A 23,012-nucleotide genomic window follows, 5' to 3' on the forward strand; every position below is an offset into this window, starting at 1 on the left:
CCTAGGCCGGGTTTTGAAGCAGCGGCTAGGGGTACTGAAAAACTTTCACGCTAGCCACCGCGTCACAAACTACTCCCCGCGAAGCTGCCGCAAGAGCACCGCGGTCGCGATGGCAGCGTTGGCGGCTTCTTCGCCCTTGTCCTCTTTCGAGCCTTCAAGCCCGGCGCGGTCGAGGCCCTGCTGTTCGTCGTCGAGGGTGAGCACGCCAAAGCCCACCGGTTTGCCGGTCAGGATCGAGACCTGCGTGAGGCCGCTGGTGGCGGCATCCGACACGTATTCAAAGTGGGGTGTGCCTCCTCGGATGATGACGCCGAGAGCTACAACGGCATCCGCCCCAGCATCGAGGGCTGCCTTGCTCGCGACGGGCAACTCGAAGCTGCCGGGAACGCGCACCTCGGTCACCTCAGCGTTGGCTGCCTTGAGGGCGCGGTGGGCACCGGCGAGCAGCCCGTTGGTGATGACTTCATGCCATTGGCCAGCGATGATCGTGACCTTGAGGCCGGTTGCGTCGGTAACAATTTCGGGGGATCCTGCGCCACTCATCAGAGGCCTTTCGCGGTAAGTCGTGCTTCAGCGAGCACGGCGGTGGTGGGAAGTTGGTGACCCATGCGGACACGCTTGGTTTCGAGGTAACCCTCATTACCGGCGCCGACGCCAACGACGAGGGGCACGAGTTCGCCGACAATCACGCCGCGCTCTTCGAGCTGACGTTTCTTCTCGGGGTTGTTGCTCAGCAGGCTTACCGACGAGATTCCGAGATCCTTGAGGATGCCAACAGCAGCCCCATAATCGCGGGAATCAGCGGGCAGGCCGAGGGCTAGGTTCGCATCCAGAGTGTCGAGCCCATCTTCTTGCAGACGGTAAGCGCGCAGCTTGTTGATGAGCCCGATGCCACGACCTTCGTGGCCGCGCAGGTAAATCACGGCGCCGCCATCGCGGTGCACGGTCTCGAGGGCAGCATCGAGCTGGGGGCCGCACTCGCACTTGAGAGAACCAAATGCTTCGCCGGTGAGGCACTCCGAATGTACGCGCACCAGGGTGGGGCCGTCGCCGATGCGCTCGAGGGTTCCGGGCGCGATGAACGCAACGTGATCGGCACCCGTCGAGTTGTCGCGGTAGGCCCGCACGGTGAAGGACCCGTGCACAGTCGGGATGGTGGTTTCGACTTCGAACTGCACGCGACTCATCTCCGGGATGGGTTCGATCGGTGCCGGGATGGTGTCGCAGCGGTTCTCTTCGAGCCAGTGCATGAGGTCCAGAATCGTGATGACGAGCACGTCTTCGCGCGCACCAAACTCAATGAGTTCGGGCAGGCGCATCATCTCGCCCGAGTCGAGCACGATCTCCGAAATCGCGGCGACGGGGCGCAACCCGGCGAGCTTCATGAGATCGACGGATGCTTCGGTGTGACCGTCGCGCTCGCGCACACCACCATCGACCGCGCGCAGCGGCATGATGTGCCCGGGGCGGTGCAGACTCGACGGCATCGAGAGCGGATCAGCGAGCACCCTCAGAGTGTGGGCCCGATCGGAGGCGCTGATGCCGGTGCTGAGACGGTTCGCGGCATCCACGGAGACGGTGTACGCCGTGCCGCGGGGGTCTTCGTTGTGAGCAACCATCGGCGGAAGCGCGAGGGCATCGGCGATTTCGTTGGTCATCGGGGCGCAGATGAAGCCGGACGAGTGGCGCACCATCCACGCGATCCACTCTTGGCTGGCGAGCTCGGCCGAGATGATGACATCGCCCTCATTCTCGCGACCCTCATCGTCGGCAACGATGACGGGGCGACCCGCGCGGATCGCCTCAATGGCATCGGGGATGGTGGCGAGACTCATGACTCGGTCCTTTCGTGGCGCTGATCAGCGTCGGTGAACTCGGCCATCCGGGCCACATGGCGGGCGAGGATGTCGGTTTCGATGTTGACGGAGTCGCCCACAGCGAGCGCTCCCAACGTTGTAGCGGTGAGGGTTTCGGGAATCAGCGAGACCTCAAACCAGTCGCGGCCCACAGCACTCACCGTGAGCGAGACGCCGTGCACCGCGATGGAACCCTTGCGGGCGACGAGCGGTGCGAGTTCTTCGGTGAGGCTGAAACGCAGGATGCTCCAGCTGCCCTCATCGGTGACGCTCAGAACTGTGCTCGTGCCGTCGATGTGACCCTGCACGATGTGACCGCCGAGACGATCGCCAACCTGCATAGCGCGCTCGATGTTCACCCGGGCGCCCGCAGCGAGCGAGCCGAGCGTGCTCATGTCGAGAGTGACGCCCATGACGTCGGCCGTGAACCAGTCGGCGCCCTGATCGACAACGGTGAGGCATACGCCGCTGACGCTGATCGAGTCACCGTGGCCGGCATCCGATACGGCCTGCGGAGCGCGCACCGTGAGGCGGGCGCCATCATCGGTCGCGGCCAGCTCGACGACATCGCCGAGCTCTTCAATGATTCCGGTAAACATGGTTACGCTTCCGTCTCTGTCGCCGGGGCGACCGTTGGCTCTGGTGCCGTGTGCTGTGCTGCCGGTTGGGCGGCTGCTGTCATGCTGGCCGCCGGGCGGGCGACAATCAGTACGTCGTTGCCCAGTGGGCGAAGTTCAGTGATGCTGAGGTCTTTCGCCTCAGCCATGGTCGATACCCCGAGATCGCCGAGCGCGACCTTGGGCCCGCCCAACAGTTTCGGGGCCAGGTAGATGAGCAGTTCATCCGCGAGCCCAGCAGCGATGAAGGCGCTCGCGATAGTCGGGCCGCCTTCAACGAAGACGCGACGGATGCCCGCCTCAAACAGTTCGCTCAGTGCGGCGTTAAGGTCCCGGCCGTCAAACTGACGCAGTTGCTCGGGGTGCTGGCGCAGCTTCGCCGCCGCCGGAATCTCGCGCCGACCAAGCACCACCGGCTGCGGTTGCGACTCGAGCAGTTCACCGGCGTCGCCCCGCGCGGTCAAGCTCGGGTCATCGGCGAGCACCGTGCCTGTGCCCACGACGATCGCATCGGCGCGCGCTCGTTGCTCGTGCACGTGCTGGCGGGCGGCGGTGCCGGTGATCCACTGGCTCGTGCCATCGGAGGCCGCAGCGCGACCGTCGAGGGTGGATGCCCACTTCACGGTCACGTGCGGACGCTGCAGTCGCGCAGCGGTCAGCCACGAGTGCAAAAACTCTTCAGCCTCGGCCTGAGCGATACCGGCCATGACTTCGACGCCGCCATCACGGAGCCGTTCGGCGCCACCGGCAGAATGCGGTCCGGGGTCAGACACCGCGTAGACGACGCGGCTCACGCCAGCATCGAGCAGGGCTTGAGCGCAGGGGCCGGTACGGCCGTGGTGGTTGCAGGGCTCGAGGGTGACGATGGCGGTGAGGCCTGCGGCGATGCCGTCGAGACTGATGCTCGCAGCAGTACCTTCGAGTCCCGAACTGGCAGCGTTGCCGCCGCGCGCGGTCGAACTTAGCATGGCGAGGGCATCCACCTCAGCGTGCGGAGTGCCAGCACCGTGGTGCCAGCCTTCGGCCACAATCTCGCCCGTGGCATCCACGAGTACGCAACCGACTTGCGGGTTACCGCCAGTGATCGGCCCGTGGCTCGCCAATGACAGCGCATGGTGCATCAGCGTTTCCAGCTGCTGCTGCGCCTGCCCCTGTTGTGTGGGCTGCTCTGGGGTGGTCATCCGGGCTCTCGTCTCGTGGGACGCGCTCCGGGAAAGTGGGTTCGAAAAACCACACTGCACCACTAATCGCGCCCAGAATGCGGGCACGTTCGTTGGTTCAGCTCGTGCTTCCTCTTATCCGGACTGAGAAGTCTTGCGACTTCATTACCGTCGGTCCCGGAGTTTCACCAGGTCAACCGTGTCGAAGTTGTCACTTCGGCGCGGGTCGCGGACTATAACCGCCGGTTCGGATTCTCACCGAGCCCCGGAGCACGTTTTGCTTTGCTTAGTCTACTCAACGCGTTTCGCCGCAAACTATTCCCGCCCCAACCTCTCAGTTTGTTACGCAGGGCGGGAGGGCGTGACGGAGTAGGCAATATTGGCTCAGTCGAGCAGCCCCACCAATTCATCAAGCGAGTGGATGACACTGACGCCACCCCCGCGAGCTTCGTCGAGCTGGTCGGTGGTCGCGCTGCGCTCGCGGTCGAGCCACACTCCGGTGAGCCCGGCGTTCGCGGCTCCCAGCGCATCCGTCGCTAGTCGGTCGCCGATGTAGACCGCGTTGGCGGGCTCGACGTCGAAGAGTTCGCAGGTGTGGTGAAAGATGCGTGGGTCAGGTTTGGTGTGCCCGAATTCGCCGCTGGCAACGAGGTGTTCGATGCGGTGGGTGAGACCGACAGTCTCGACTTTGCGGGTTTGAAAGTCGAGTTCGCCGTTGGTGATGATGCCGACGCGCATGGCGGGGGAGACGGCATCCAACGCATCGAGACAGGCTAAGGTGTCGTCGTGTAGGTGCCATGCGTCGCGGTAGGCCTCGAAGTAGGTATCGAACCACACGCTCGATTCGGCGTCGCTGAGCATCACGCCATAGGGCTCGACGAAACCGCGGGCGCGGGCTTGGCGTTGGCCCTCGAAGGTCAGTTCGCCACTGAGGTAGCGGTGATAGTGGTGCTCTTCGAGCTCCGTCCAGCGCAGGCTTTCACTGGCGTCGTCGGGCCATACCGCACTGCCGTCGGCACTGGGGCCCGCAGCAAATCCGGCCCCCAACGAGCGTCGGTGGTTACGAATACCGAGATCCACGGATGCCCGGTGGGCAAACAGGGTGTCGTCAAGGTCAAAGAGGGCGACGGTGATGGTCAATGCACGTCCGTTTCGGCGTTGGTGGGGTGGGATCCAGACGGGGGGACGCGTCTAAAAGAGTGTGTCAAAAATCATAACGATGCATCCGATTGCGATCAGCGTCGCAAACAGGGCCGAATGCACCCATGTGGGCCGATGGGCTGTCCAATCGTTCTTCTCAGCGGCAAACCCACGAAGCGCGAGATAGATAATCGGCAAGGGGAGGGCCCAGAGTGGCGACGGTATTCGCGAAAACCCACGATGTTCGAGTTCGCTACGATCTGCCCACGCCAACACACAAGACAGCGCTGCCCCGACTCCCATGGTGAAGCCCAAGAACAGCCAGGTTGTCGTTCCGCGCATTCCGATCACGTGCGCTGTCACGATCAGAGCCTGCGCAATCGGCATGAAGACGATGAGTCGCACCGCGGATGTGTGGGCGCTCAGAGGTACAGCCACGCTCGTAGCGAGTGGCTCTGATTGGTAGAAGCCGGCCATCGGGAAGTGCCCCTGTGGTTCAGCATGCCCGTCCCCGAAGTGAGTCACTCGATCACGATATCGGAATGCTGTTGCGTTGCGCGGAGTCGATGGAGCCTCTGCGCGAAACAAGCCTGCTCTGAGCACGAAACCAGTCAAGTAAGCGATTGCTTCGGAACAGTGGACGGGGGGTAGACAAGGCGCCTTATGCGGTGGAATACTCAACTTTAACAATATCGGCAGAGAAGTCATCTCAATACGTGGAAGCAAGGGAGCCAACCCATCATGAACATAATCAGCAGAGTGACGACCGCCATTTCAGTCTCGGCTGCGTTAGGTGTCGCGGCCCTCCTAGGGGCTCCCGCAGCCCTTGCGGACACGGGTTACTGCGGCTACTACTCGGAATCACGGGCAGTTAACTCCGCAAGCAAGTGCACAAACAAGATGGTTCGTAGCGTGATCAAAGAGCGTGGCACTATCCACTGGGCGCCCTACGTGAGCCATGGGCGAACGTCCTGGCAGAATGCGAACTATCCCTCTAACGAGTGGTACACCTACAACTTCTACACGCTATAGCTGCATGAGCCACAACCGATCCGCGTTCATCCTTTTGTTGGCGGCGTGCGCTGCTGCCTCCCTCATTTCGGGATGTTCAACGGAGGGGGACCCTGCGGGTAGCAACACGAATTCGACGAGCGCTGGAACATTCACGGGAGCGGTGCCCGACTTTCAGGGCCCGTGGGCCGATCTCTTTGGTCGAGTTTACTTGTCGGAGAACACGAACGATCACCAACGTGAGGTTATTGCAGACGGTGTGATTCAGGAAGCTGAATACGTCGAGCTACGCAACGACTTCAAGCAGTGCCTGGAAGATCTCGGAATCACAGTCACATTGAGCGCCGATGGAGGCTTTTCCACAACTGATCTCGGAAAGCTTGACGAAGCTCAAGTCACCAATGACGCTGTCCCATCCTGCGAGAAGCAAACAGTCGGCGCGGTTGCTTTTCTCTATGAGAGCATCCGTCGCAATCCAGACAATAAAGACGAATACACGATTGTCGTGAGCTGTTTGCAATCGCGATCAATCGTTGGCTCGACGTACACCGTCGCGCAATACGCAAACGATCTGCAAGAACAAACGGGGCTTCAATGGAATTCACAAGAAGTGCGCGACTGCGTCCACGACCCGCTCGGCATTCTTGACGATTCTCTGGCTCCCGGGCAGTGATAATCCGCCGCGCTCCCGAGCGTTCTGACCGCGTGGCGACCTTGGATACGGTGCAACGTTCGCCCGAACGTTCCGGCAGGCGCGGGTTGTTCGTCGCGACTTTGGCGATCATTGTCGCAACGGTAGGAGGTCTCGGGTGGGCACTGGGGAGAATTTCGCTCCCTGATGAACTCGCAGTGCCACATCCTGTCGAGCAGTTCGAGCTCAGCTATCAAGACTTCGACGATGCGCGAACAGTCGATCTCACGCTGACGGTTCAACCCTCCGTGGGGTTAGTCTCCCAAGCGGAGGGCTTGTTAACTGCGAGCAGTTGCAGCCCCGGTGTAGTTGCGGTGTCGGGGGCATCGACGTTTAGTGTTGACGGGGAACCACTCATTAATCTTCACACCACTCAGCCGCTCTGGCGTCCGCTTTCCGAAGGGATGCGTGGGCCGGATGTGAAGAGCTTTCAAGATGCGCTGTCGGCCCTCGGGTCCAATGGTGATGTAGACGGCATTTTGGATGGGCGCACGATTCAGTTTTTCAACGCACTGAGACGTAATCACGTGGAAAACGCTGACTACCTGTGGGAAGTGCCACCGTCGTCTGTCGTGTGGCTATCCAGCGGCTCGAACGAAATCACAGGATGTAATTCTGGGGTCGGGGCTTCCGTGAGCTCAGGGACCGTACTCGCAGACCTGCCACATCTCATCTCGTCGCTTCGGCTCAGCAGGCTGCCGAGCGCGCTGCCGGCCAATCCCCGCGTGCTCGTCATCAACGATGTCACTGCGTCAGTGAATGATGATGGGACTGTCGATCCTGAGTCGTGGTCAGCGATCGCAGCGACCGCAGACTTCAGGGCGTTCGCGGCCGATCCGGCTAACTCTGTCTTCAAAGGCACGGTTCGGCTCGTGGAACCCATTCAGGTGGCATCGGTGCCGCCCTCGGCGCTCTTCGGTATCGCACGGGAGACAGCGTGCGTTCGAGAAGGGAACGTTACCGTTCACGGCACCATCATTAGCGCCGACCTTGGTTTCACTCTCGTGAGGTTCGACGGTGCGCCGCCGGAAGAGGTGGAATTGTCACCGCCGCCCAGAACGCGATGTCCCTGATCCTTGAAGGAGTGGGGCACCAGTACGACGAGGGTCGCACACTCTTTACCGGTATCGATGTCACCTTGGATGTTGGCCGCAGCTACGCCGTTGTTGGGCCCTCGGGGTCAGGCAAGAGCACTCTTCTGGCAATCATGTCCGGGGACATCACGCCCACGCAGGGGCGCGTCATCCGAACTCCACCTTCGAAAGTTAGCTGGGTGTTTCAAAATCCCCATGGTGTTGCCGGAAGGACCGCGTTAGATCATGTGTCTTTGCCGTTCATGGTGCGAGGGTGGGAACGTGCCGATGCCCAGGTACACGCGTCGCGCTTGCTCGAGGAGTTCGGCCTGGCGTCTGTCCAGTCAACGAAGTTCCGATATCTTTCCGGAGGTGAAGCTCAGCGGCTCATGCTAGTCCGAGCCATTGCCTCGTCGCCTGATCTTCTCCTTGTTGATGAACCTACGGCTCAGCTCGACAGGTCCACGGCGGAGACTGTGAATCAGTCCCTCCAACGCTTGCGCGGTCATGGCTGCATTGTGGTGATCGCAACCCACGATGAAGGTACCCGGGCCTCCTGTTCAGATTTGCTTGACCTAGCAAGAGCTCAAGCATGAGCGAGCACACCGGAATCAGTTTTCGATCGCTTCGTTCGGAGGCGTGGAGAAACCTTGCGTCCCGAACCACACGCGCCGTACTTTTCGGTAGCATCTGGTTTGCTGTAGTGGGCGGGAGCTTCCTGTGGGACAGCGCGATCACTGCGGATCTCGCGCGTGCCGCGGACACCTATCAACGGTCAGGCTCGTCGACGCTCATAGTCGAAGCGGAAGGTAGGATCGACGGCTCCCAGTGTGAGTCCATGGCGGAGCTTCCGAACGTTCGTGCAGCAGGGGCAATACGAACCGCACGATTGCCCTTGACGCCAGCGGCAACTCCGGGGGTGGAACTCCCCACGTTCGATGCGACACCACGGCTCACCCGGGTTCTGATGGGTCAAGATTCGCACTCGAACGGAGTGTTCCTCTCTGCTCAAGTTGCTGACGCCTTCGGGCTAACGGTGCTCGAGCCACTAGTGCTGCAGGATCGGGCCGTTACGGTCGCGGGCATTTTCAATTTTCCGGACGACGGACGACGAGGAGAGTTGGGCTATTCCGCGCTCCAAACGGTTCCTGCGGCAGGATCATTCGATCAATGCTGGGTCGTGGTGTGGCCAGAGTCTGATCGAGTCCGATCGCTACTGTCGTCATCAGTAATGGTCGGGGAAGATCTCCGACAGAACCCTTCCGTCGTGAGCCAACTCAACTCCTCGCTCGGCGCAACCTTTGATGGTGAATCGCTGTACCGGAGTAGGCCAACAGCCTTTCTGGGATACGCGGTGGGTGCAACAGCTTTCGGGCTAGGACTCGTGGCAGTTCGCTTGCGAAAACTGGAACTAGCGGCCGCTCGTTCGATCGGAATGCGTCCTGCGGCTCAAGCGTGTCAACTCCTGCTGGAGTCGGGGGCGTGGCTAGGGTGCGCCTCAATTCTGACTCTTGCGACATCCGTCGTCGTCGCCGGATGGCTCGGCGTTGGCGTTGGGGCATCTGTGGTTCAGTACGCGGTATTGACGATTGGCGCAGGAGTGTTGGGCAGCCTTGCGGGTGTTCTTCTCGGAGTCGCGACTATCAATTCCGCACGAGCGCTCGCATACTTCCGCGATCGCTGAGCGGCCCAGAATTGCTCGCACACGTTTATTCCGACGGCCGCGGCAGAGCCGCGGATGCTGTTTCAGCAGACCTTGCACCGCTGCCGTCACCCCTGCGAGCGTGCCAGCACAGGGGCGAGTGTCGTCGCGGAATCGCCCCAGGGCGGGCGCCGTGCCGGTGTATTCGAACCCGACTTTCTGGGCAACGCGAGCCGACGCGACGTTTCCCACGACCGCCTCCCAGTGCAGCTCAGAGTGACCTGCCGAATGAAGCCAGCTCACGGCCGCAGCGACAGCCTCGGGCATGACGCCATTGCCGCGGTGGGGAGCGCCCAACCAATACCCGATCGCGGCGCTCTTCACGTTAAATCCAACAACGCCGAGCAGCAGCGGGTCGCCCATGCGGCGAATCGCCCACGTGAATTCTGAGCCCTCTGCCCACCACCGGGGTGCGAGTTCATTGATGAACCCATCCGCATGCTCCCGCTCGTAGGGCCACGGGATAGGAACCGCGTCTTTGAGCACCGTGTCCTGACAGTAGGAGGTCATCACGTCGACATCGGCGTCTGCGAGCGCGTCGAGGGTGAGGCGTTCGGTCGTCAGGTCGACGGGCTGCATGTGGTGCTCGCTAGACCGGCCACGGCTGGCCGGATTCGACCTCATAGGTGGGGTTCTCATCCGGAGCAGTGAGCGTTGCCCACCACGATGGCGGATGCGTGCCGCCGCGGTATTCGCTCGAGGCGGGCTCGATGCCGGTGTAGACAAAGCCGAGGCTTTTCGCGATGGCAGCCGAGGCCTTGTTGCCCACGAGGGCTTCCCAGCGCACTTCGGGGCGACCGGTGGAGAATACCCAGCGGCAGACCTCAGCGACAGCTTCCTTCATGAAGCCTCGGCCGCGGTGGGGTTCGCCCATCCAATAGCCGATGGTGTCGTTGTAGAGGCGAAAGCTGATGACGCCGAGCAGTTCAGGTTTGCCGGTTTCGCGGATCGCCCAGGTGTACTCATCGTCGTCTTCCCACCACTGCGCCACCAAATTGTTGATGAAGAATTCGGCATCCGACTTTGCGTACGGCCACGGGATCGTGAGCGTGTGCTCAAAGATCGGGTCTTGGCAGTGGGCGGTCATGAGCTCGACATCGTCGCCGGTGAGGGCATCCAACGTCAGGCGTTCGCTTGTGAGATTAAAGACCTGCATTAGCGCACCCGCGGCAAGAAGCCGATGCGGTCATAGACGCGATCAAGCGTCTTCTGGGCCATCTCATTGGCGCGCTCGGCGTTCTTGCTGAGCATGCGGTCGAGCTCGGCGGGGTCAGCGAGCAGTTCGAGGGTGCGCTCGCGCACCGGCGCGAACTCGGCCACCACAACCTCGGCAACTTCCTTCTTGAGATCGCCGTAACCCTTGCCCGCGAAGTGCTCTTCGAGGTCGGCGACGGATGTTCCACTAAAAGTGGAGTGCAGTGTGAGCAGGTTCGAGACGCCCGGCTTTGCTTCGCGGTCGAAACGAATCTCGCGCTCGTCATCGGTGACGGCCGACTTGATCTTCTTGGCCGTCTTGTTCGGCTCATCGAGCAACCAGAGCACGCCGGCATCCGTCGTCGCTGACTTGCTCATCTTCGACTCGGGGTTCTGCAGGTCGTAAATCTTGGCGGTGGCCTTCTGGATCTGCGGCTCCGGCATCACGAAGGTGTCGCCGAAGCGAGAGTTGAAGCGTGCTGCGAGGTCGCGCGTGAGCTCAATGTGCTGACGCTGATCTTCGCCCACCGGCACAATGGCGGTGTCGTAGAGCAGGATGTCGGCGGCCATCAGCACAGGGTAGGTGAAGAGGCCGACCGAAGCGGCATCCGATCCCTGCTTGGCGGACTTGTCTTTGTACTGCGTCATGCGCGAAGCCTCACCGAAGCCGGTGATGGTGTTCAGCACCCACGCGAGCTCAGCGTGCGCCGGAACCTGCGACTGTACGAACAGCACAGAGTTTTCGGGGTCGATGCCGCCAGCGATGTACTGCGCGGCGGTGCGACGAGTTTGAGCGCGCAGCAGCGCGGGATCTTGCGGAACCGTGATGGCGTGCATGTCGACAACGCAGAAGACAGCGTCGTAGTTCTGCTGCATTTCGCGCCACTGCATGAGCGCGCCAATGTAGTTGCCCACGTGGAGCGAATCGGCAGACGGCTGCATGCCTGAAAACAGGCGAGGTGTGGTGCTCATGGGCTAAGTCTTTCAGATCGAATAGTCAACAACGACGGGAGCGTGATCGCTCCAGCGCTCATCCCAGGCGCCGGCCTTGTCGATGCGGTAATCCGCAACGGTGGCCGCAAGCGCGGGGGTGGCGACGTGGTAGTCGATGCGCCAACCGGTGTCGGTGTCGAAAGCTTGGCCGCGCTGCGACCACCAGGAGTACGGGCCTTCGACTTCGCCGGCGAACTGGCGGCCGACATCCACCCAGCCGAGGCCGGGGCCGGCGGTGCCGTCGACGCATTCGATGGTCTCGCCAGCAGCGCCGAAGAAGCGGTCGAAGTAGGCGCGCTCCTCTAGGAGGAAGCCCGCCTTTTTGCGGTTGCCGCGCCAGTTCTTGATGTCGAGTTCGCGGTGACCGACGTTGAGGTCGCCGACGATCAGGGCGTGGTCGCTGTGGGCGGCAAGCTCGGGCAGGCGCACGAGCATGGCCTCTAAGAACTTGTACTTCTCGACTTGCTTGGGGGTATCAACGACGCCCGAGTGAACGTAAGTGCTGACGACAGTGACGGTCGTGCCGTTGACATCGAAGTCGGCTTCGAGCCAACGACCGGCACTATCGAAATCGTCGGCGCCGAGCGCAACGCGGTGAGCAAGAGGGGCGGATGCCGCCGATCCCTTGCGTGAGGCCACAGCGACGCCCGCGCGACCCTTCGCGGTCGCGGCATCGTGCAGGATGTTCCAGCCATCGCCGAGCAACCCTTCGATGTCAGCGTCAGCGGCCCGAACCTCTTGCAGCGCCAGAATGTCGATGTCCCGGGCATCCAGCCAGTCGCCCATGCCCTTGCGGTAGGCGGCGCGAACACCATTGACGTTGACGGATGCGATGCGAAGACGTGTTGCCATGCCACAAGACTACCGAGGCCCACCGACCGTGTCGTCACTGAGTAGCGACTCTGGCGCACGCCTGTGCTCGCCGATGCCTAGCGCTTGTTGTTGCGTTTCATCATCCGCTTGAAAGTGCGCTTGAACTTCACTTCGTTGGCCTTGTCGAGTTCGCCCTGTTCCTCGGGCGTCGCCTCGGGCGATCGGCTCGATTTCTTGCTGGCCTTCTGCCCACTCTTCGCGGCCTTGTTGGCCTTAGCGTCATCCGCAGCCTTTGTCGCGGTGACGGCACGCGGCGCATCATCTGCACGCTTCTCACCGCTGATGTCGAGGTCGGCGTCGTCGGCGGCAACGGCAATCCAGCCTGCGCCAATCAGGATGATCTGGCAGATGAAGTTGAACCAGATCAGCAAACCGATGATGACGGCAAAGGAGGCGAGAAGCGGGTTGCGGGTGGCGCCTTCGAGAAGGAAGCCACCACCGAATTTGAGGGCGCCGAGCGCAACAGCGGCGATGATCGTGCCCTGAGCGAGTATCCGGAACGGAATCTTGATGCCGGAGATGACGCGATAGAAGATGCCGAGTGTCGCCGTATCCAAAATGAGTACGATCACGAGGGCGACACCACGGGTGGCGATGAGGCCGGCCGTCGAATCCTCGCCGATCGACACGAGACCGAGAATCCAATTCAACGCGGCAGAGCTGAGCACCGAGACGCCCGCCGATACAAGCACGGCGAGACCAAAACCGATCGCGAGCCCGGCATCCTTGAGTTTCAAGATGAGAAAGTTCGTCTCCGAGCTCTCGAGGCCGAACATCGACCGAACCGCGCTTCGTCCAGAGGCGATCCACCCCAAGGCCGTAAATGCCAAACCAAATGCCGCTATGACACCTGTGATGCCCAGAATGTTGGTGTCAGCAAGCGTCTCACGGGTGATTGCGCCATTACCGCTGCCATCACCGATGAGCCCCGGGATGTTGGTCGAGATGAAGTTGTAGACGGCTTCCAGTAGTACCGGGTCGCCCTGCACGATGAATCCGGCGACCGCGAAACCGACCCAGATCGCGGCAAACACGGCGAAGATCGCCTGATACGAAAGCCCTGACGAGAGAAGCGGCCCGAGCTTCTCGGCATAGTGCATAAATACCCGTACCGGGCGGAGCTGGAGTACCCACTCAATGGCTGGTTTGAGTCGTTGCGCAAGCTGCATTCATCAAGAATAGCTAGGCTGACAGTGCGTTCTGCAGAGGAGAGGTCACATCACATGGAACTTCAAGGTGTCGGAGTTGGACGATCGGTAGCCATCGGGAAGGTCGTGCGCATGCCTGACCCTCTTCCGGAACCGAAAGATGCTCGCCATTCCGGCGATGCTGCCGCTGAGAAAGAGGCCGCAGCATCAGCGCTTACTTTTGTCGCTGCTGACCTGCGCGCTCGCGCAGAGAAAGCGGATGCCGAAGCCAACGAGGTTCTCACCGCCACAGCTCTGATGGCTGAAGACCCCTCCATTCTCGACAGCGTGAACGAGTTGATTGACGGCGGCAAAGCTGCCGAGCGCGCTGTGTTCGAAGCGTTCGCTTCGTTCCGCGACATGCTGATCTCCTTGGGAGGCATGATGGCCGAACGTGCCACTGACCTCAGCGACGTCAGCCAGCGCGTCGTGGCTCGCCTCCGTGGCGTAGAAGCTCCGGGCGTTCCGCAGCGCGACGAGCCTTTCGTGCTCGTTGCCGACGACCTCGCTCCGGCCGACACTGCGCTGCTCGAGCTTGACAAGGTACTTGCGCTCGTCACCCGCCAGGGCGGCCCGACGAGCCACACCGCGATCCTCGCACGTTCGAAGGCAATTCCCGCGATCATGGGTGTTGCCGAAGCCCTTGATCTCGCTGATGACACCGAGGTAATTGTGGATGCCGGTGCCGGCACCATCACGACCGAACCCACCGCCGAGCAGGTTGCCGCCGCTGAGGCTCGCATCGCGGAGCTCGCCGCCGCAGCAAACGCTCCCATCACTGATGGTGCGCTCGCGGACGGAACTCTCGTTCCTCTGCTCGCGAACTTGGGCACCCCGTCGGAAGCGGCTCAGGCTGTTGAGCTTGGCGCAGAAGGTGTCGGCCTGTTCCGCACCGAGCTCATGTTCCTCGATGCCAAGACCGCGCCGACGGTCGACGAGCAGACCAAGGAATACACCGAGATGTTGCAGCACTTCCCGGGTAAGAAGGTTGTCGTTCGCGCCCTCGATGCCGGTGCCGACAAGCCGCTGAGCTTCATGGACATGGGCGAAGAAGTGAACCCCGCCCTCGGCCAGCGCGGCCTCCGCTCGCTCCGCGTCAACGAGAACATCTTGCGCGATCAGCTCACCGCTCTCGTCAACGCGCAGAATGCCACGGATGCTGACCTCTGGGTCATGGCCCCGATGGTGTCGGATGCCGAAGAGACCGAATACTTCGTCGCCCTGGGCCGCGAACTCGGCCTCAACACCGTGGGCGTCATGGCCGAGGTCCCTTCGCTCGCCGTGCTCGCCGACCAGGTCGCCGAGCGCAGTGACTTCGTGTCGATCGGGTCCAACGACCTCACCCAGTACACGCTGGCTGCCGACCGGCTGCTCGGCACCCTCGCCAAGTTCCAAGACCCGTGGCACCCTGCCGTGCTCCGCATGGTGAAGATGCTCGGAGATGCCGGCGCTGCAGCGGGAAAGCCCGTCGGAGTTTGTGGCGAAGCTGCTGCTGATCCTCAGCTCGCTATCGTGCTTGTCGGTCTGGGAGTAACAAGTCTTTCGATGACGCCCGCTGCGCTCGCCGACGTACGTGCTGAGCTGTTGACAGTCACGCTCGAGCAGGCCAAGGCCCGCGCGGCTGCCGCCATCAACGCGACGACCGGGCCGACCGCTCGTGAGGCTGCGGCCAACGCTGCCTAACTCGTTCGTACCGCTTTGCCGTACTGCCACGATCCCCTCGGGAATCGTGGCAGTACGTCCTTAACGTGGGAAAGCACAGCGAAGTTCTCGCAGCAACGAAATTTTTTTTATTCATTGGCGGCTGGATTGCCACCGGGTGGCCGGAGGTCTCCGTCGAACGCCTACGCGTGATGGCGGTGTAAGTGGTCCAGTTTCCGGCCGACGGGTCAGAGTTTCTGGGAGCGTGCACGCTTTTTGCTGGATTTGGGCGCGACCCACTCGTCGCCCTGACCGGGGTACACGAACTTCGCACTGCTGGTATCGCTAGAGCGTGTGATTTGTTGGGCGCACGACAGAAACTGGTTCGCGGGTGCACCCCTCACTGCGTCAACGTCGGAATCGTTTTACCGAGACCGCTGGGCTGAAAGCGGGTACCAGAGGGGGCGCAGGTGGTCTACAGCGCGCGCCGCGGCGACAACGGTCGACGCCGCCCGATAACGCGCTAGAACCCGGCGTTGTTAGGGCAAGAACGACCTGTTCCCCCCTAGTGGGGGCACAGTTTTCTGAGAAAATTCGATAGTCTGCGTCATAGAGAACGGGTAACTCGGTCTCTTTGGGTAAGAGGGTTGTTTGTCTACGACCTTCACTCCAAAGGGACAAAGAGAGGCCCGGGAAATGGATCAGGGGGATGAGCGGAATCGTGGCTTCGAAGCTAACCACTTCGGACGAGCAGCTGCTGGCACAGGCGCGTACGGGGGTACAAAACGCCTTTGCCGAGCTCTGGAGTCGCCACTACCGCTCGGGAATATGTGTTGCCCGTCAGTACACGTCGATAGACGCGGACGATCTCGTGTCTGAGTCGTTCGCGCGTATTTACCAGCGTGTGCTGGCGGGTGGCGGCCCGCAGGGAGCTTTTCGCCCCTACCTCTATACGACCATCCGCAACCTCGCGTCGACGTGGGGCGCTGCCTCCCGTGAAGTTCAAGTGGATGAGATCGCCGACTTCGAAGATCCGAGCACTCTCGACGATCCCATTGCGATCGCCCTCGATCACAGCCTTACCGCGAAAGCCTTCCGTGAACTCCCGGAGCGCTGGCAGTCGGTGCTCTGGTACACCGAAGTGGAGGGCATGGACCCTCACGAAGTAGCTCCGCTACTCGGAATGAGCGCTAACAGCGTCGCTGCGCTGTCGTACCGCGCGCGAGAAGGCCTGCGCAAAGCATGGTTGCAGGCTCACATCAACGACGCGACAGCATCCGGCGACTGCCGTTGGGCGATGTCTAAGTTTGGCGAACACGCTCGCAAAAGCCTCAATGCCCGCGATGCCAAGAAGATTGATAGTCATCTCGCGTCGTGCACCCGCTGCGCGATTGTGTGTGAAGAAGTTGACGAAGTTGGTTCACGCCTAGCACTCGTGATGATCCCGATGCTGCTGGGCGGCGTTGCTGGTGGCGGTTTCCTGAGTGCCTTCGGGCACGGCGGCGCAGCGTCGCTCACCGCAGCAGCAGCGCCGGCCATGCCAGTAACCGTCGTTGCCGGTGCCGGAACGGCCGTCGTGGCCGGTAGTGCCGGCGTGAGCGCTGTTCCTGTGGCCATCGCAGGCTCACTCGCGGCAGTAATCGCGCTCACCGGCTCGTTTGTGGCGCTGGCCCCGATTTCGCCGGAGTCCGCGAGCACCGACACCACGTCAACAAGCCAACTCGCCGATGACTCTCGAGCTGATGCTTCTGTCTCTACCGGGGTCGCGGATAACCTTGGCGGCGACCGCGACGACCCCAGCAATCTGGTTATTCCTACCGTGCCGGCCGTCGGAATCGGCGAAGCTGCTGAGAGCGGCGCGGGCGGAACTCAAGGCACGGGCGGCACCGCGGTAGCGGATGGCAGCGACGGGGTCGCGCCGGGCATTGGCGGCTCTCAGGGCGGCGGCCTCGTGGGTGGAGTCGTCGACGGCGTGGGTGGCGTGGTCGGCGGTGTGGTTGACGGGGTCGGCGGCGCTGTCGGTGGGCTCGTGGACTCGGTCGTCGGAACTGTCACCGGCGGAACACCTCCAGCGGGCCACACTGCTCCCGGCGGAGTTGTAGCGGCTGACATCGACCTGAACCTTACCGGGACCGCGACGCCGGGCGCCCATCTCTCACTCCAAGCGGGCGGACTTGTTTACGCGACCACCACGGTGTCAAGCAACGGAAAGTTCACTCTGAACGTCACCGGCATTCCCGGCGGGCTTTCCTCGCTCGATCTGGTGCAAACAGTGGACCGCGACTATCTTGGCGGCCTTGTCGGCACCGGCGGACTGTTGGGCGGCCTTCTCGGTTCGATCGATGGGCTCATCAACGACCTCATCAAACCACTCAACCTGTCGTCGGGTAATAACCAGGGCGTGAACATCCGTCTGCTGAGTTAAACCCCATTTCGGGGGTGATCTGAGTTCTTCCGCGTCATAATTCGCGAGTAGACCAGTCTCTTTGAGTGAGTAACCCGAATACTCACCGTGGACGGTCGCCGTGGGTGACGGCCGCCCACAAACAAATCGCCCCTGGTGCTACCGCGGTAGCAACAGGGGCGATCTTGTCTAAGACGAGTCGGTGCTTAGACCTTGCCTCTAATGATGGCCTGCTTCACTTCAGCAATCGCCTGCGTAACTTGGATGCCGCGAGGGCAAGCGTCGGTGCAGTTGAAGGTGGTGCGGCAACGCCACACACCCTCTTTGTCGTTGAGGATATCGAGGCGAACCTGCGAGCCCTCATCGCGCGAGTCGAAGATGAAGCGGTGAGCGTTCACGATGGCTGCCGGGCCGAAGTACTGGCCGTCAGTCCAGAACACGGGGCAGCTCGACGTGCACGCGGCGCACAGGATGCACTTCGTGGTGTCGTCGAAGCGAGCGCGTTCTACGGGGCTCTGCTTGCGTTCCTTGCCACTCTTGGTGGCGCCCGCCATTAAGAACGGGTTGATCTCCTTGTAAGAGTCGAAGAACGGCTCCATGTCAACGATCAAGTCCTTCTCTAGCGGCAGACCCTTGATAGCTTCCACGTAGATCGGCTTGGTGATGTCGAGGTCCTTGACCAAGGTCTTGCAGGCCAGGCGGTTGCGGCCGTTGATGCGCATGGCATCCGAACCACAAATACCGTGCGCGCACGAGCGACGGAAGGTCAGCGACCCATCCTGTTCCCACTTGATCTTGTGCAGAGCATCGAGAACGCGGTCGGTCGCGAATAGCTCGACGTCAAAGTCTTCCCAACGCGGCTCTTCGTCAACATCCGGGTCGAAACGACGGATGATGAGGGTCGCAGTGAAGGTAGGAATCTCTTCGGCTGCGGCAGGCTTCTTGTCAGCGACGGCAGTGCTCATTAGTACTTTCTCTCCATCGGCGGGTAGTTAGTGATCACTACCGGCTTCCAGTCGAGGCGGATGTGGTCACCCGCCTCCTCTGATTCTGGGTCGCCCGTGAGGTACGCCATCGTGTGCACGAGGAAGTTCTCGTCGTCACGATTGGGGTAGTCCTCACGCATGTGACCGCCGCGGCTTTCCTTGCGCGAACGCGCCGAGTACACGAGTACTTCGGCGAGGTCGAGCAGGAAGCCAAGCTCCACGGCTTCGAGCAGGTCGGTGTTGAACCGCTTGCCCTTGTCGTGCAGTTGAATGTTCTTGTAACGAGCGCGCAGCTTCTGGATGAGGTTGGTGACCTCTTCGAGGCTCTCATCCGTACGGAAGATCTGCGCGTTGCGGTCCATCGAGTCTTGCAACTCTTTACGGATTACAGCAATGCGCTCGGTGCCATCACCGGCGCGAACCATGTCGAGGATGCGCTTGACGCCCCCGGCAGGGTCCTTCGGCAGCGGTACGAACTCAGCGGTCTTGGCGTAGGCGACGGCTGACTTGCCGGCACGCTTTCCGAAGACGTTGATGTCGAGCAGCGAGTTGGTGCCCAGACGGTTGGAACCGTGAACCGAAACACACGCACACTCGCCAGCGGCGTAGAGACCCTTGACGACATCCGTGTTGTTGCGCAGAACTTCTGCTTGAACGTTGGTCGGGATGCCACCCATGGCGTAATGCGCGGTCGGCAGTACGGGTACGGGTTCGGTGTATGGCTCAACACCCAGGTAGGTACGAGCGAACTCCGTGATGTCCGGCAGTTTTTCGTCGATGACGGCAGGCTCGAGGTGGGTGATGTCAAGGAACAGGTAGTCCTTGTCAGGGCCAGCTCCGCGGCCTTCACGAATCTCGGTGGCCATCGAACGCGCCACGATGTCTCGCGGCGCGAGGTCCTTGAGCGTCGGCGTGTAGCGCTCCATGAAACGCTCGCCCTCGGCGTTACGCAAGATAGCGCCTTCGCCTCGAGCAGCTTCAGAGAGCAGGATGCCGAGCCCGGCCAACCCGGTGGGGTGGAACTGGAAGAACTCCATGTCTTCAAGGGGGAGACCCTTGCGCCAGATGATTCCGACGCCGTCACCGGTGAGGGTGTGGGCGTTGGATGTCGTCTTGAAGATCTTGCCGAATCCACCGGTAGCGAAGATGATCGCCTTGGACTGGAACACGTGCAGCTCGCCGGTGGCGAGTTCATACGCCACAACGCCAGAGGGCTGTTCGATGCCGTCGACCTCGGTCATGACCAGGTCAAGAACATAGAACTCGTTGAAGAAGTTGATGCCGAGCTTGACGCAGTTTTGGTACAGCGTCTGAAGGATCATGTGACCGGTGCGGTCGGCCGCGTAGCAGGCACGACGAACAGGAGCCTTGCCGTGCTCGCGGGTGTGACCACCAAAACGACGCTGGTCGATCTTTCCGTCTTCGGTGCGGTTGAACGGGAGCCCCATGTTCTCAAGGTCGATTACCGCGTCAATGGCCTCTTTAGCGAGGATCTCAGCAGCATCTTGATCGACGAGGTAGTCGCCACCCTTGACGGTGTCGTAGGTGTGCCATTCCCAGTTGTCGTCCTCAACGTTCGCGAGGGCAGCAGCCATACCGCCCTGCGCCGCACCAGTGTGCGAGCGAGTGGGGTAGAGCTTCGAAATCACTGCGGTCTTAGCGTGCGGGCCGGCTTCAATAGCGGCACGCATACCGGCGCCACCGGCGCCCACAATGACGATGTCGAACTGGTGGTAATGGACTCCGTCAATGACGGTTCCGTCGGCAATATCGCCGGTGTTGATCGTAGACAATTAGCGTCCCTCACAGATGCTGGCAAGCAGGGCTGGGTCAGCACCGGCTGGGCAGGGGTCGAAGGTGGTGATCACGAGGGTTCCCAGCGTGATCAGGATGATGGTGGATGCGGCGATTCCAATGAGCAGAATCTTGCGAACCTTGGGGTTGCTTGCATAATCGTTGACCAGCGTGCGCATTCCGTTGCCGCCGTGAATGAGAGCAAGCCACAACATGAGGCCGTCCCAGACTCGCCAGAACGGGTCAGAGAGCTTGCCGCCGACAAATGCGAAGTCGATGGCCTTGACTCCTTCGCCCAAGAACATGTTGACAAGAAGGTGGCCGAAGATGAGGACTACGAGAACGACGCCAGAAGCGCGCATGTAGATCCATCCCCATTTTTCCCAGTTGATTCCGCCGGTACGACGGCCACGGGTTGGAGTGCGGGGGGCTTCGATGAGACTCATGCTCAACCTCCGAAGACGTGCATTAGCTGGCGGGGAATGAATCCGGCGAGCAGCACAAGCCAGATTCCAACTACAACCCAGAACAGGGTGCGCTGATGCTTGGCGCCGAAAGCCCAGAAGTCAATCAGGATGATGCGCAGGCCGTTGACCGCGTGGAAGCCGATCGCTGCCACAAGGCCGATCTCTGCAAGACCCATGAGCGGCGTCTTGTAGGACTCGATGACGATGTTGTAAGCCTCAGGGCTCACGCGGATGAGTGCAGTATCCAAGATGTGCACGAGGAGGAAGAAGTAAATGCCCACACCCGTAATACGGTGCAGCACCCACGACCACATGCCCTCTTTACCCCGGTACAGGGTGCCAGCAGGTCTCTTGGGTGAGCGAATCTTGGGCGGCGTCTGCGGCTCCGCCACTAGGTTGCTCGCCGACTTCTCTGGCACGAGGACCCTCCTTGCGGTCTTGGGTCGCGTCCACCGCGACCGATGAGTGTCCGCGAAGCGGACCTTCCCATTCTATTCCCGCTCACTGACGCTCGCTTCCCAGTCGACCCTAAATAGCAAGAAATCACGAAGGTTTTCGTGAATATTGCGGAACTTAAGAAGCACCGATGAGCGCGAACCACGCAATTTACAAAGAGGCCCCCGCGGTCAGGAGAGCTACATCGTGTCGCTCGTCGCTAGTGTCGTGCTCATTGAGAGCCGCACGGTACCAGCCAATTTTCGCGGTGATGCCAGCAAGGTGTCGTTCCTGCTCGGCCAATTCGCGGGCAACGTTGTCGCGATGCTGCTCGAGCAAGCGCATTCGTTCGGCAGCGGTGTCGTGATCGCTGCGCACGAGATCTGCGTATTCGAGGATCGAGCGGATGGGCATGCCGGTGCGGCGAAGGTGGCCGATGAACTCGACAGCTTTGATATCAATCTCGCGGTAGCGCCGCTGGCCATTAGAGAGGCGGGGTACTACTAGCAGTCCAGCCTTCTCGTAATAACGCAGCGTGTGCACCGTTACGCCGGTGTGCTCCGCGACTTCGCCGATGCTGAGGACTTGCTCCGTGTGGTGTGTCATTGCAGTGTTCATTGTTCTCCCTAGAGTGCACTCTAGGTCAAGATTTTGGCGCAAACACAGGCAGCGCAGCGATCGCAGACTCGTAGTGCCCCATCAACTCAGCGCAGATGCCGCTCCACGATTTGTTGAGCACAGTCCGTCGCCCGGCTTCGCCCATGCGTGCCCGAAGTCCTGAATCGACGGCGAGCGCCTCCACATAGGCGCGCAGCTCGCCATCGTTGTCGGCCTCGAACAGAAAGCCGTTGTTTCCGTGGTCGATCAAGTCGATCGGCCCGCCGGCGCGAGGGGCAACCACGGGCAATCCCGCAGCGTGAGCTTCCTGCAAAGTTTGGCCAAAGGTCTCCTCCGTGCCCGTGTGAGCGAAGATATCGAAGGCGGCGTAAGCCGTCGCCAGTTCCTCGCCGCCGAGCTTGCCGAGCCAAGTAACGGGGATGCCAGCAAGTTCCTTTTTCACGAGCGCAGTCGAAGATCCGTCGCCTACAATCGCCACGCGCACTCCGGTCAGTCCCCGAAGAGTGCGAAGTCGCTCGACCTGCTTTTCCGGAGCGATGCGCCCGACGTAACCGATGACGACTTCGCCGCGAGGCGCGAGCCGCGTGCGCAATCGGGCGGTGGCGGGGGAGAGCTTTTTCGCGGGGTGGTACATCGCCAGGTCGACCCCGCGGCCCCACCGCTCGAGCTTCGTTAGGCCGATTGCTTTCAGATCGGCCATGGCAGTGCTGGAGGGAGCGAGCGTCAGTTGGGCTCCATCGTGGATCCAGCGCACAATGCGCCATGCCAATTTCGTCGCTTGCCCGAGACGGTGGCGGCGGGCGTACCCCGCCACATCCGTCTGAAAAATAGCCACGGTCGGAATGCCGAGGCGGTTAGCGGAGGAGATGGCCTGCGCGCCAAGCAGGAATGGCGCTGCCGCGTGAACGACGTCAGGCCGAAAGTCGGCAATGAGCTTGTGCACTTGCGGGTTCGGAAGTCCCACCGGGAACTGGCGGTACGCCAGTGCGGGAACAGCGTGAACAACGAAGCCCGCGTACGATCGTGGCGCTCCGGCCGAGGGGCAAATGACGATTGCGTCGTGGCCCTCCGCGCTCAGGTAATCGAGCACTTTGAGCACGCTATTCGTGACTCCGTTGACGGTGGGGAGAAAGCTCTCACTCACAATGACGATTCGCACAATCAGCACCT

22 protein-coding genes and 1 riboswitch are annotated in these 23,012 nt (G+C 61.5%); of the genes, 5 read left to right on the forward strand and 17 right to left on the reverse strand.

The window, feature by feature from the left end:
* Positions 1 to 69: 69 nt before the first annotated feature.
* From ribH to ESZ53_RS12485, 6 genes are all read right to left on the reverse strand, one after another.
* Positions 70 to 543, reverse strand: coding sequence for a 6,7-dimethyl-8-ribityllumazine synthase (gene ribH, locus ESZ53_RS12460; protein ID WP_100389547.1), 474 nt, complete (start codon positions 541 to 543; stop codon positions 70 to 72).
* The gene (gene ribB / locus ESZ53_RS12465; protein ID WP_129073121.1) at positions 543 to 1,835 is read right to left on the reverse strand and encodes a 3,4-dihydroxy-2-butanone-4-phosphate synthase; all 1,293 of its coding nucleotides are present in this window, start codon (positions 1,833 to 1,835) and stop codon (positions 543 to 545) included. Before ribB ends, ribH begins: the two co-directional genes overlap by 1 nt.
* Complete coding sequence (locus ESZ53_RS12470; RefSeq protein WP_129073122.1) at positions 1,832 to 2,455, reverse strand: riboflavin synthase; 624 nt, start codon at positions 2,453 to 2,455, stop codon at positions 1,832 to 1,834. The genes ribB and ESZ53_RS12470 overlap by 4 nt, the downstream gene beginning before the upstream one ends.
* A gap of 2 nt (positions 2,456 to 2,457) precedes the next feature.
* A complete protein-coding gene (gene ribD / locus ESZ53_RS12475; RefSeq protein WP_129073123.1) occupies positions 2,458 to 3,654 on the reverse strand; it encodes a bifunctional diaminohydroxyphosphoribosylaminopyrimidine deaminase/5-amino-6-(5-phosphoribosylamino)uracil reductase RibD in 1,197 nt (398 codons plus the stop codon).
* 101 nt (positions 3,655 to 3,755) lie between these two features.
* Positions 3,756 to 3,910, reverse strand: a riboswitch (FMN riboswitch).
* Between the two features lie 107 nt (positions 3,911 to 4,017).
* Complete coding sequence (locus ESZ53_RS12480; RefSeq protein WP_129073124.1) at positions 4,018 to 4,773, reverse strand: HAD family hydrolase; 756 nt, start codon at positions 4,771 to 4,773, stop codon at positions 4,018 to 4,020.
* Positions 4,774 to 4,824: 51 nt separating this feature from the next.
* Positions 4,825 to 5,298 carry a hypothetical protein gene (locus ESZ53_RS12485; RefSeq protein WP_129073125.1) on the reverse strand — a complete coding sequence of 158 codons (474 nt, stop codon included), beginning with the start codon at positions 5,296 to 5,298 and terminating at the stop codon, positions 4,825 to 4,827.
* Positions 5,299 to 5,809: 511 nt separating this feature from the next.
* Between ESZ53_RS12485 and ESZ53_RS12490 the strand changes: the two genes are divergently transcribed.
* From ESZ53_RS12490 to ESZ53_RS12500, 3 genes are read left to right on the forward strand one after another with little or no spacing between them, the layout of a single operon-like run.
* Positions 5,810 to 6,457 (forward strand): hypothetical protein, encoded by a 648-nt coding sequence (locus tag ESZ53_RS12490; RefSeq protein WP_129073126.1) that lies wholly within the window; start codon positions 5,810 to 5,812, stop codon positions 6,455 to 6,457.
* 32 nt (positions 6,458 to 6,489) lie between these two features.
* Positions 6,490 to 7,548, forward strand: coding sequence for a hypothetical protein (locus tag ESZ53_RS12495; protein WP_129073127.1), 1,059 nt, complete (start codon positions 6,490 to 6,492; stop codon positions 7,546 to 7,548).
* Entirely contained in the window at positions 7,539 to 8,144 is a 606-nt protein-coding gene (locus ESZ53_RS12500; RefSeq protein WP_129073128.1) for an ATP-binding cassette domain-containing protein, read from the forward strand. The genes ESZ53_RS12495 and ESZ53_RS12500 overlap by 10 nt, the downstream gene beginning before the upstream one ends.
* Before the next feature lie 902 nt (positions 8,145 to 9,046).
* On the opposite strand, the gene ESZ53_RS12505 is transcribed toward ESZ53_RS12500, so the two are convergent.
* From ESZ53_RS12505 to ESZ53_RS12525, 5 genes are all read right to left on the reverse strand, one after another.
* Positions 9,047 to 9,829 (reverse strand): GNAT family N-acetyltransferase, encoded by a 783-nt coding sequence (locus ESZ53_RS12505; protein ID WP_168187248.1) that lies wholly within the window; start codon positions 9,827 to 9,829, stop codon positions 9,047 to 9,049.
* A 10-nt stretch (positions 9,830 to 9,839) separates the two neighbouring features.
* A complete protein-coding gene (locus ESZ53_RS12510) occupies positions 9,840 to 10,406 on the reverse strand; it encodes a GNAT family N-acetyltransferase (RefSeq protein WP_129073130.1) in 567 nt (188 codons plus the stop codon).
* Positions 10,406 to 11,416 (reverse strand): tryptophan--tRNA ligase, encoded by a 1,011-nt coding sequence (gene trpS, locus ESZ53_RS12515; RefSeq protein WP_129073131.1) that lies wholly within the window; start codon positions 11,414 to 11,416, stop codon positions 10,406 to 10,408. The genes ESZ53_RS12510 and trpS overlap by 1 nt, the downstream gene beginning before the upstream one ends.
* Before the next feature lie 12 nt (positions 11,417 to 11,428).
* Complete coding sequence (locus ESZ53_RS12520) at positions 11,429 to 12,289, reverse strand: exodeoxyribonuclease III (protein WP_129073132.1); 861 nt, start codon at positions 12,287 to 12,289, stop codon at positions 11,429 to 11,431.
* Positions 12,290 to 12,366: 77 nt separating this feature from the next.
* On the reverse strand, positions 12,367 to 13,479 hold the full coding sequence (locus ESZ53_RS12525; protein ID WP_129073133.1) for a YihY/virulence factor BrkB family protein: 1,113 nt from the start codon (positions 13,477 to 13,479) through the stop codon (positions 12,367 to 12,369).
* A 111-nt stretch (positions 13,480 to 13,590) separates the two neighbouring features.
* Between ESZ53_RS12525 and ptsP the strand changes: the two genes are divergently transcribed.
* Together ptsP and ESZ53_RS12535 are read left to right on the forward strand one after the other, a co-directional pair.
* Positions 13,591 to 15,180 carry a phosphoenolpyruvate--protein phosphotransferase gene (ptsP, locus tag ESZ53_RS12530; RefSeq protein WP_246837318.1) on the forward strand — a complete coding sequence of 530 codons (1,590 nt, stop codon included), beginning with the start codon at positions 13,591 to 13,593 and terminating at the stop codon, positions 15,178 to 15,180.
* A gap of 667 nt (positions 15,181 to 15,847) precedes the next feature.
* Positions 15,848 to 17,563 (forward strand): sigma-70 family RNA polymerase sigma factor, encoded by a 1,716-nt coding sequence (locus ESZ53_RS12535; RefSeq protein WP_129073135.1) that lies wholly within the window; start codon positions 15,848 to 15,850, stop codon positions 17,561 to 17,563.
* Between the two features lie 185 nt (positions 17,564 to 17,748).
* On the opposite strand, the gene ESZ53_RS12540 is transcribed toward ESZ53_RS12535, so the two are convergent.
* The 6 genes from ESZ53_RS12540 to ESZ53_RS12565 all read right to left on the reverse strand — a co-directional run bounded on the left by ESZ53_RS12540 (position 17,749) and on the right by ESZ53_RS12565 (position 23,001).
* A complete protein-coding gene (locus tag ESZ53_RS12540; protein WP_129073136.1) occupies positions 17,749 to 18,507 on the reverse strand; it encodes a succinate dehydrogenase iron-sulfur subunit in 759 nt (252 codons plus the stop codon).
* Positions 18,507 to 20,321: a succinate dehydrogenase flavoprotein subunit gene (sdhA, locus tag ESZ53_RS12545; protein ID WP_197133558.1), complete on the reverse strand. Its 1,815-nt coding sequence runs from the start codon at positions 20,319 to 20,321 to the stop codon at positions 18,507 to 18,509. Before sdhA ends, ESZ53_RS12540 begins: the two co-directional genes overlap by 1 nt.
* Positions 20,322 to 20,768: a succinate dehydrogenase hydrophobic membrane anchor subunit gene (locus tag ESZ53_RS12550; RefSeq protein WP_129073137.1), complete on the reverse strand. Its 447-nt coding sequence runs from the start codon at positions 20,766 to 20,768 to the stop codon at positions 20,322 to 20,324.
* Between the two features lie 2 nt (positions 20,769 to 20,770).
* Positions 20,771 to 21,154: a succinate dehydrogenase, cytochrome b556 subunit gene (sdhC, locus tag ESZ53_RS12555; RefSeq protein WP_256386366.1), complete on the reverse strand. Its 384-nt coding sequence runs from the start codon at positions 21,152 to 21,154 to the stop codon at positions 20,771 to 20,773.
* A 241-nt stretch (positions 21,155 to 21,395) separates the two neighbouring features.
* Positions 21,396 to 21,830, reverse strand: a complete 435-nt coding sequence (locus ESZ53_RS12560) for a MerR family transcriptional regulator (RefSeq protein ID WP_129073139.1) — start codon at positions 21,828 to 21,830, stop codon at positions 21,396 to 21,398.
* Between the two features lie 37 nt (positions 21,831 to 21,867).
* Positions 21,868 to 23,001, reverse strand: coding sequence for a glycosyltransferase family 1 protein (locus tag ESZ53_RS12565; protein ID WP_129073614.1), 1,134 nt, complete (start codon positions 22,999 to 23,001; stop codon positions 21,868 to 21,870).
* Positions 23,002 to 23,012 lie beyond the last annotated feature (11 nt).

It is taken from the genome of Salinibacterium sp. UTAS2018 (genome assembly GCF_004118935.1).
Taxonomy (GTDB): Bacteria; Actinomycetota; Actinomycetes; order Actinomycetales; family Microbacteriaceae; genus Rhodoglobus.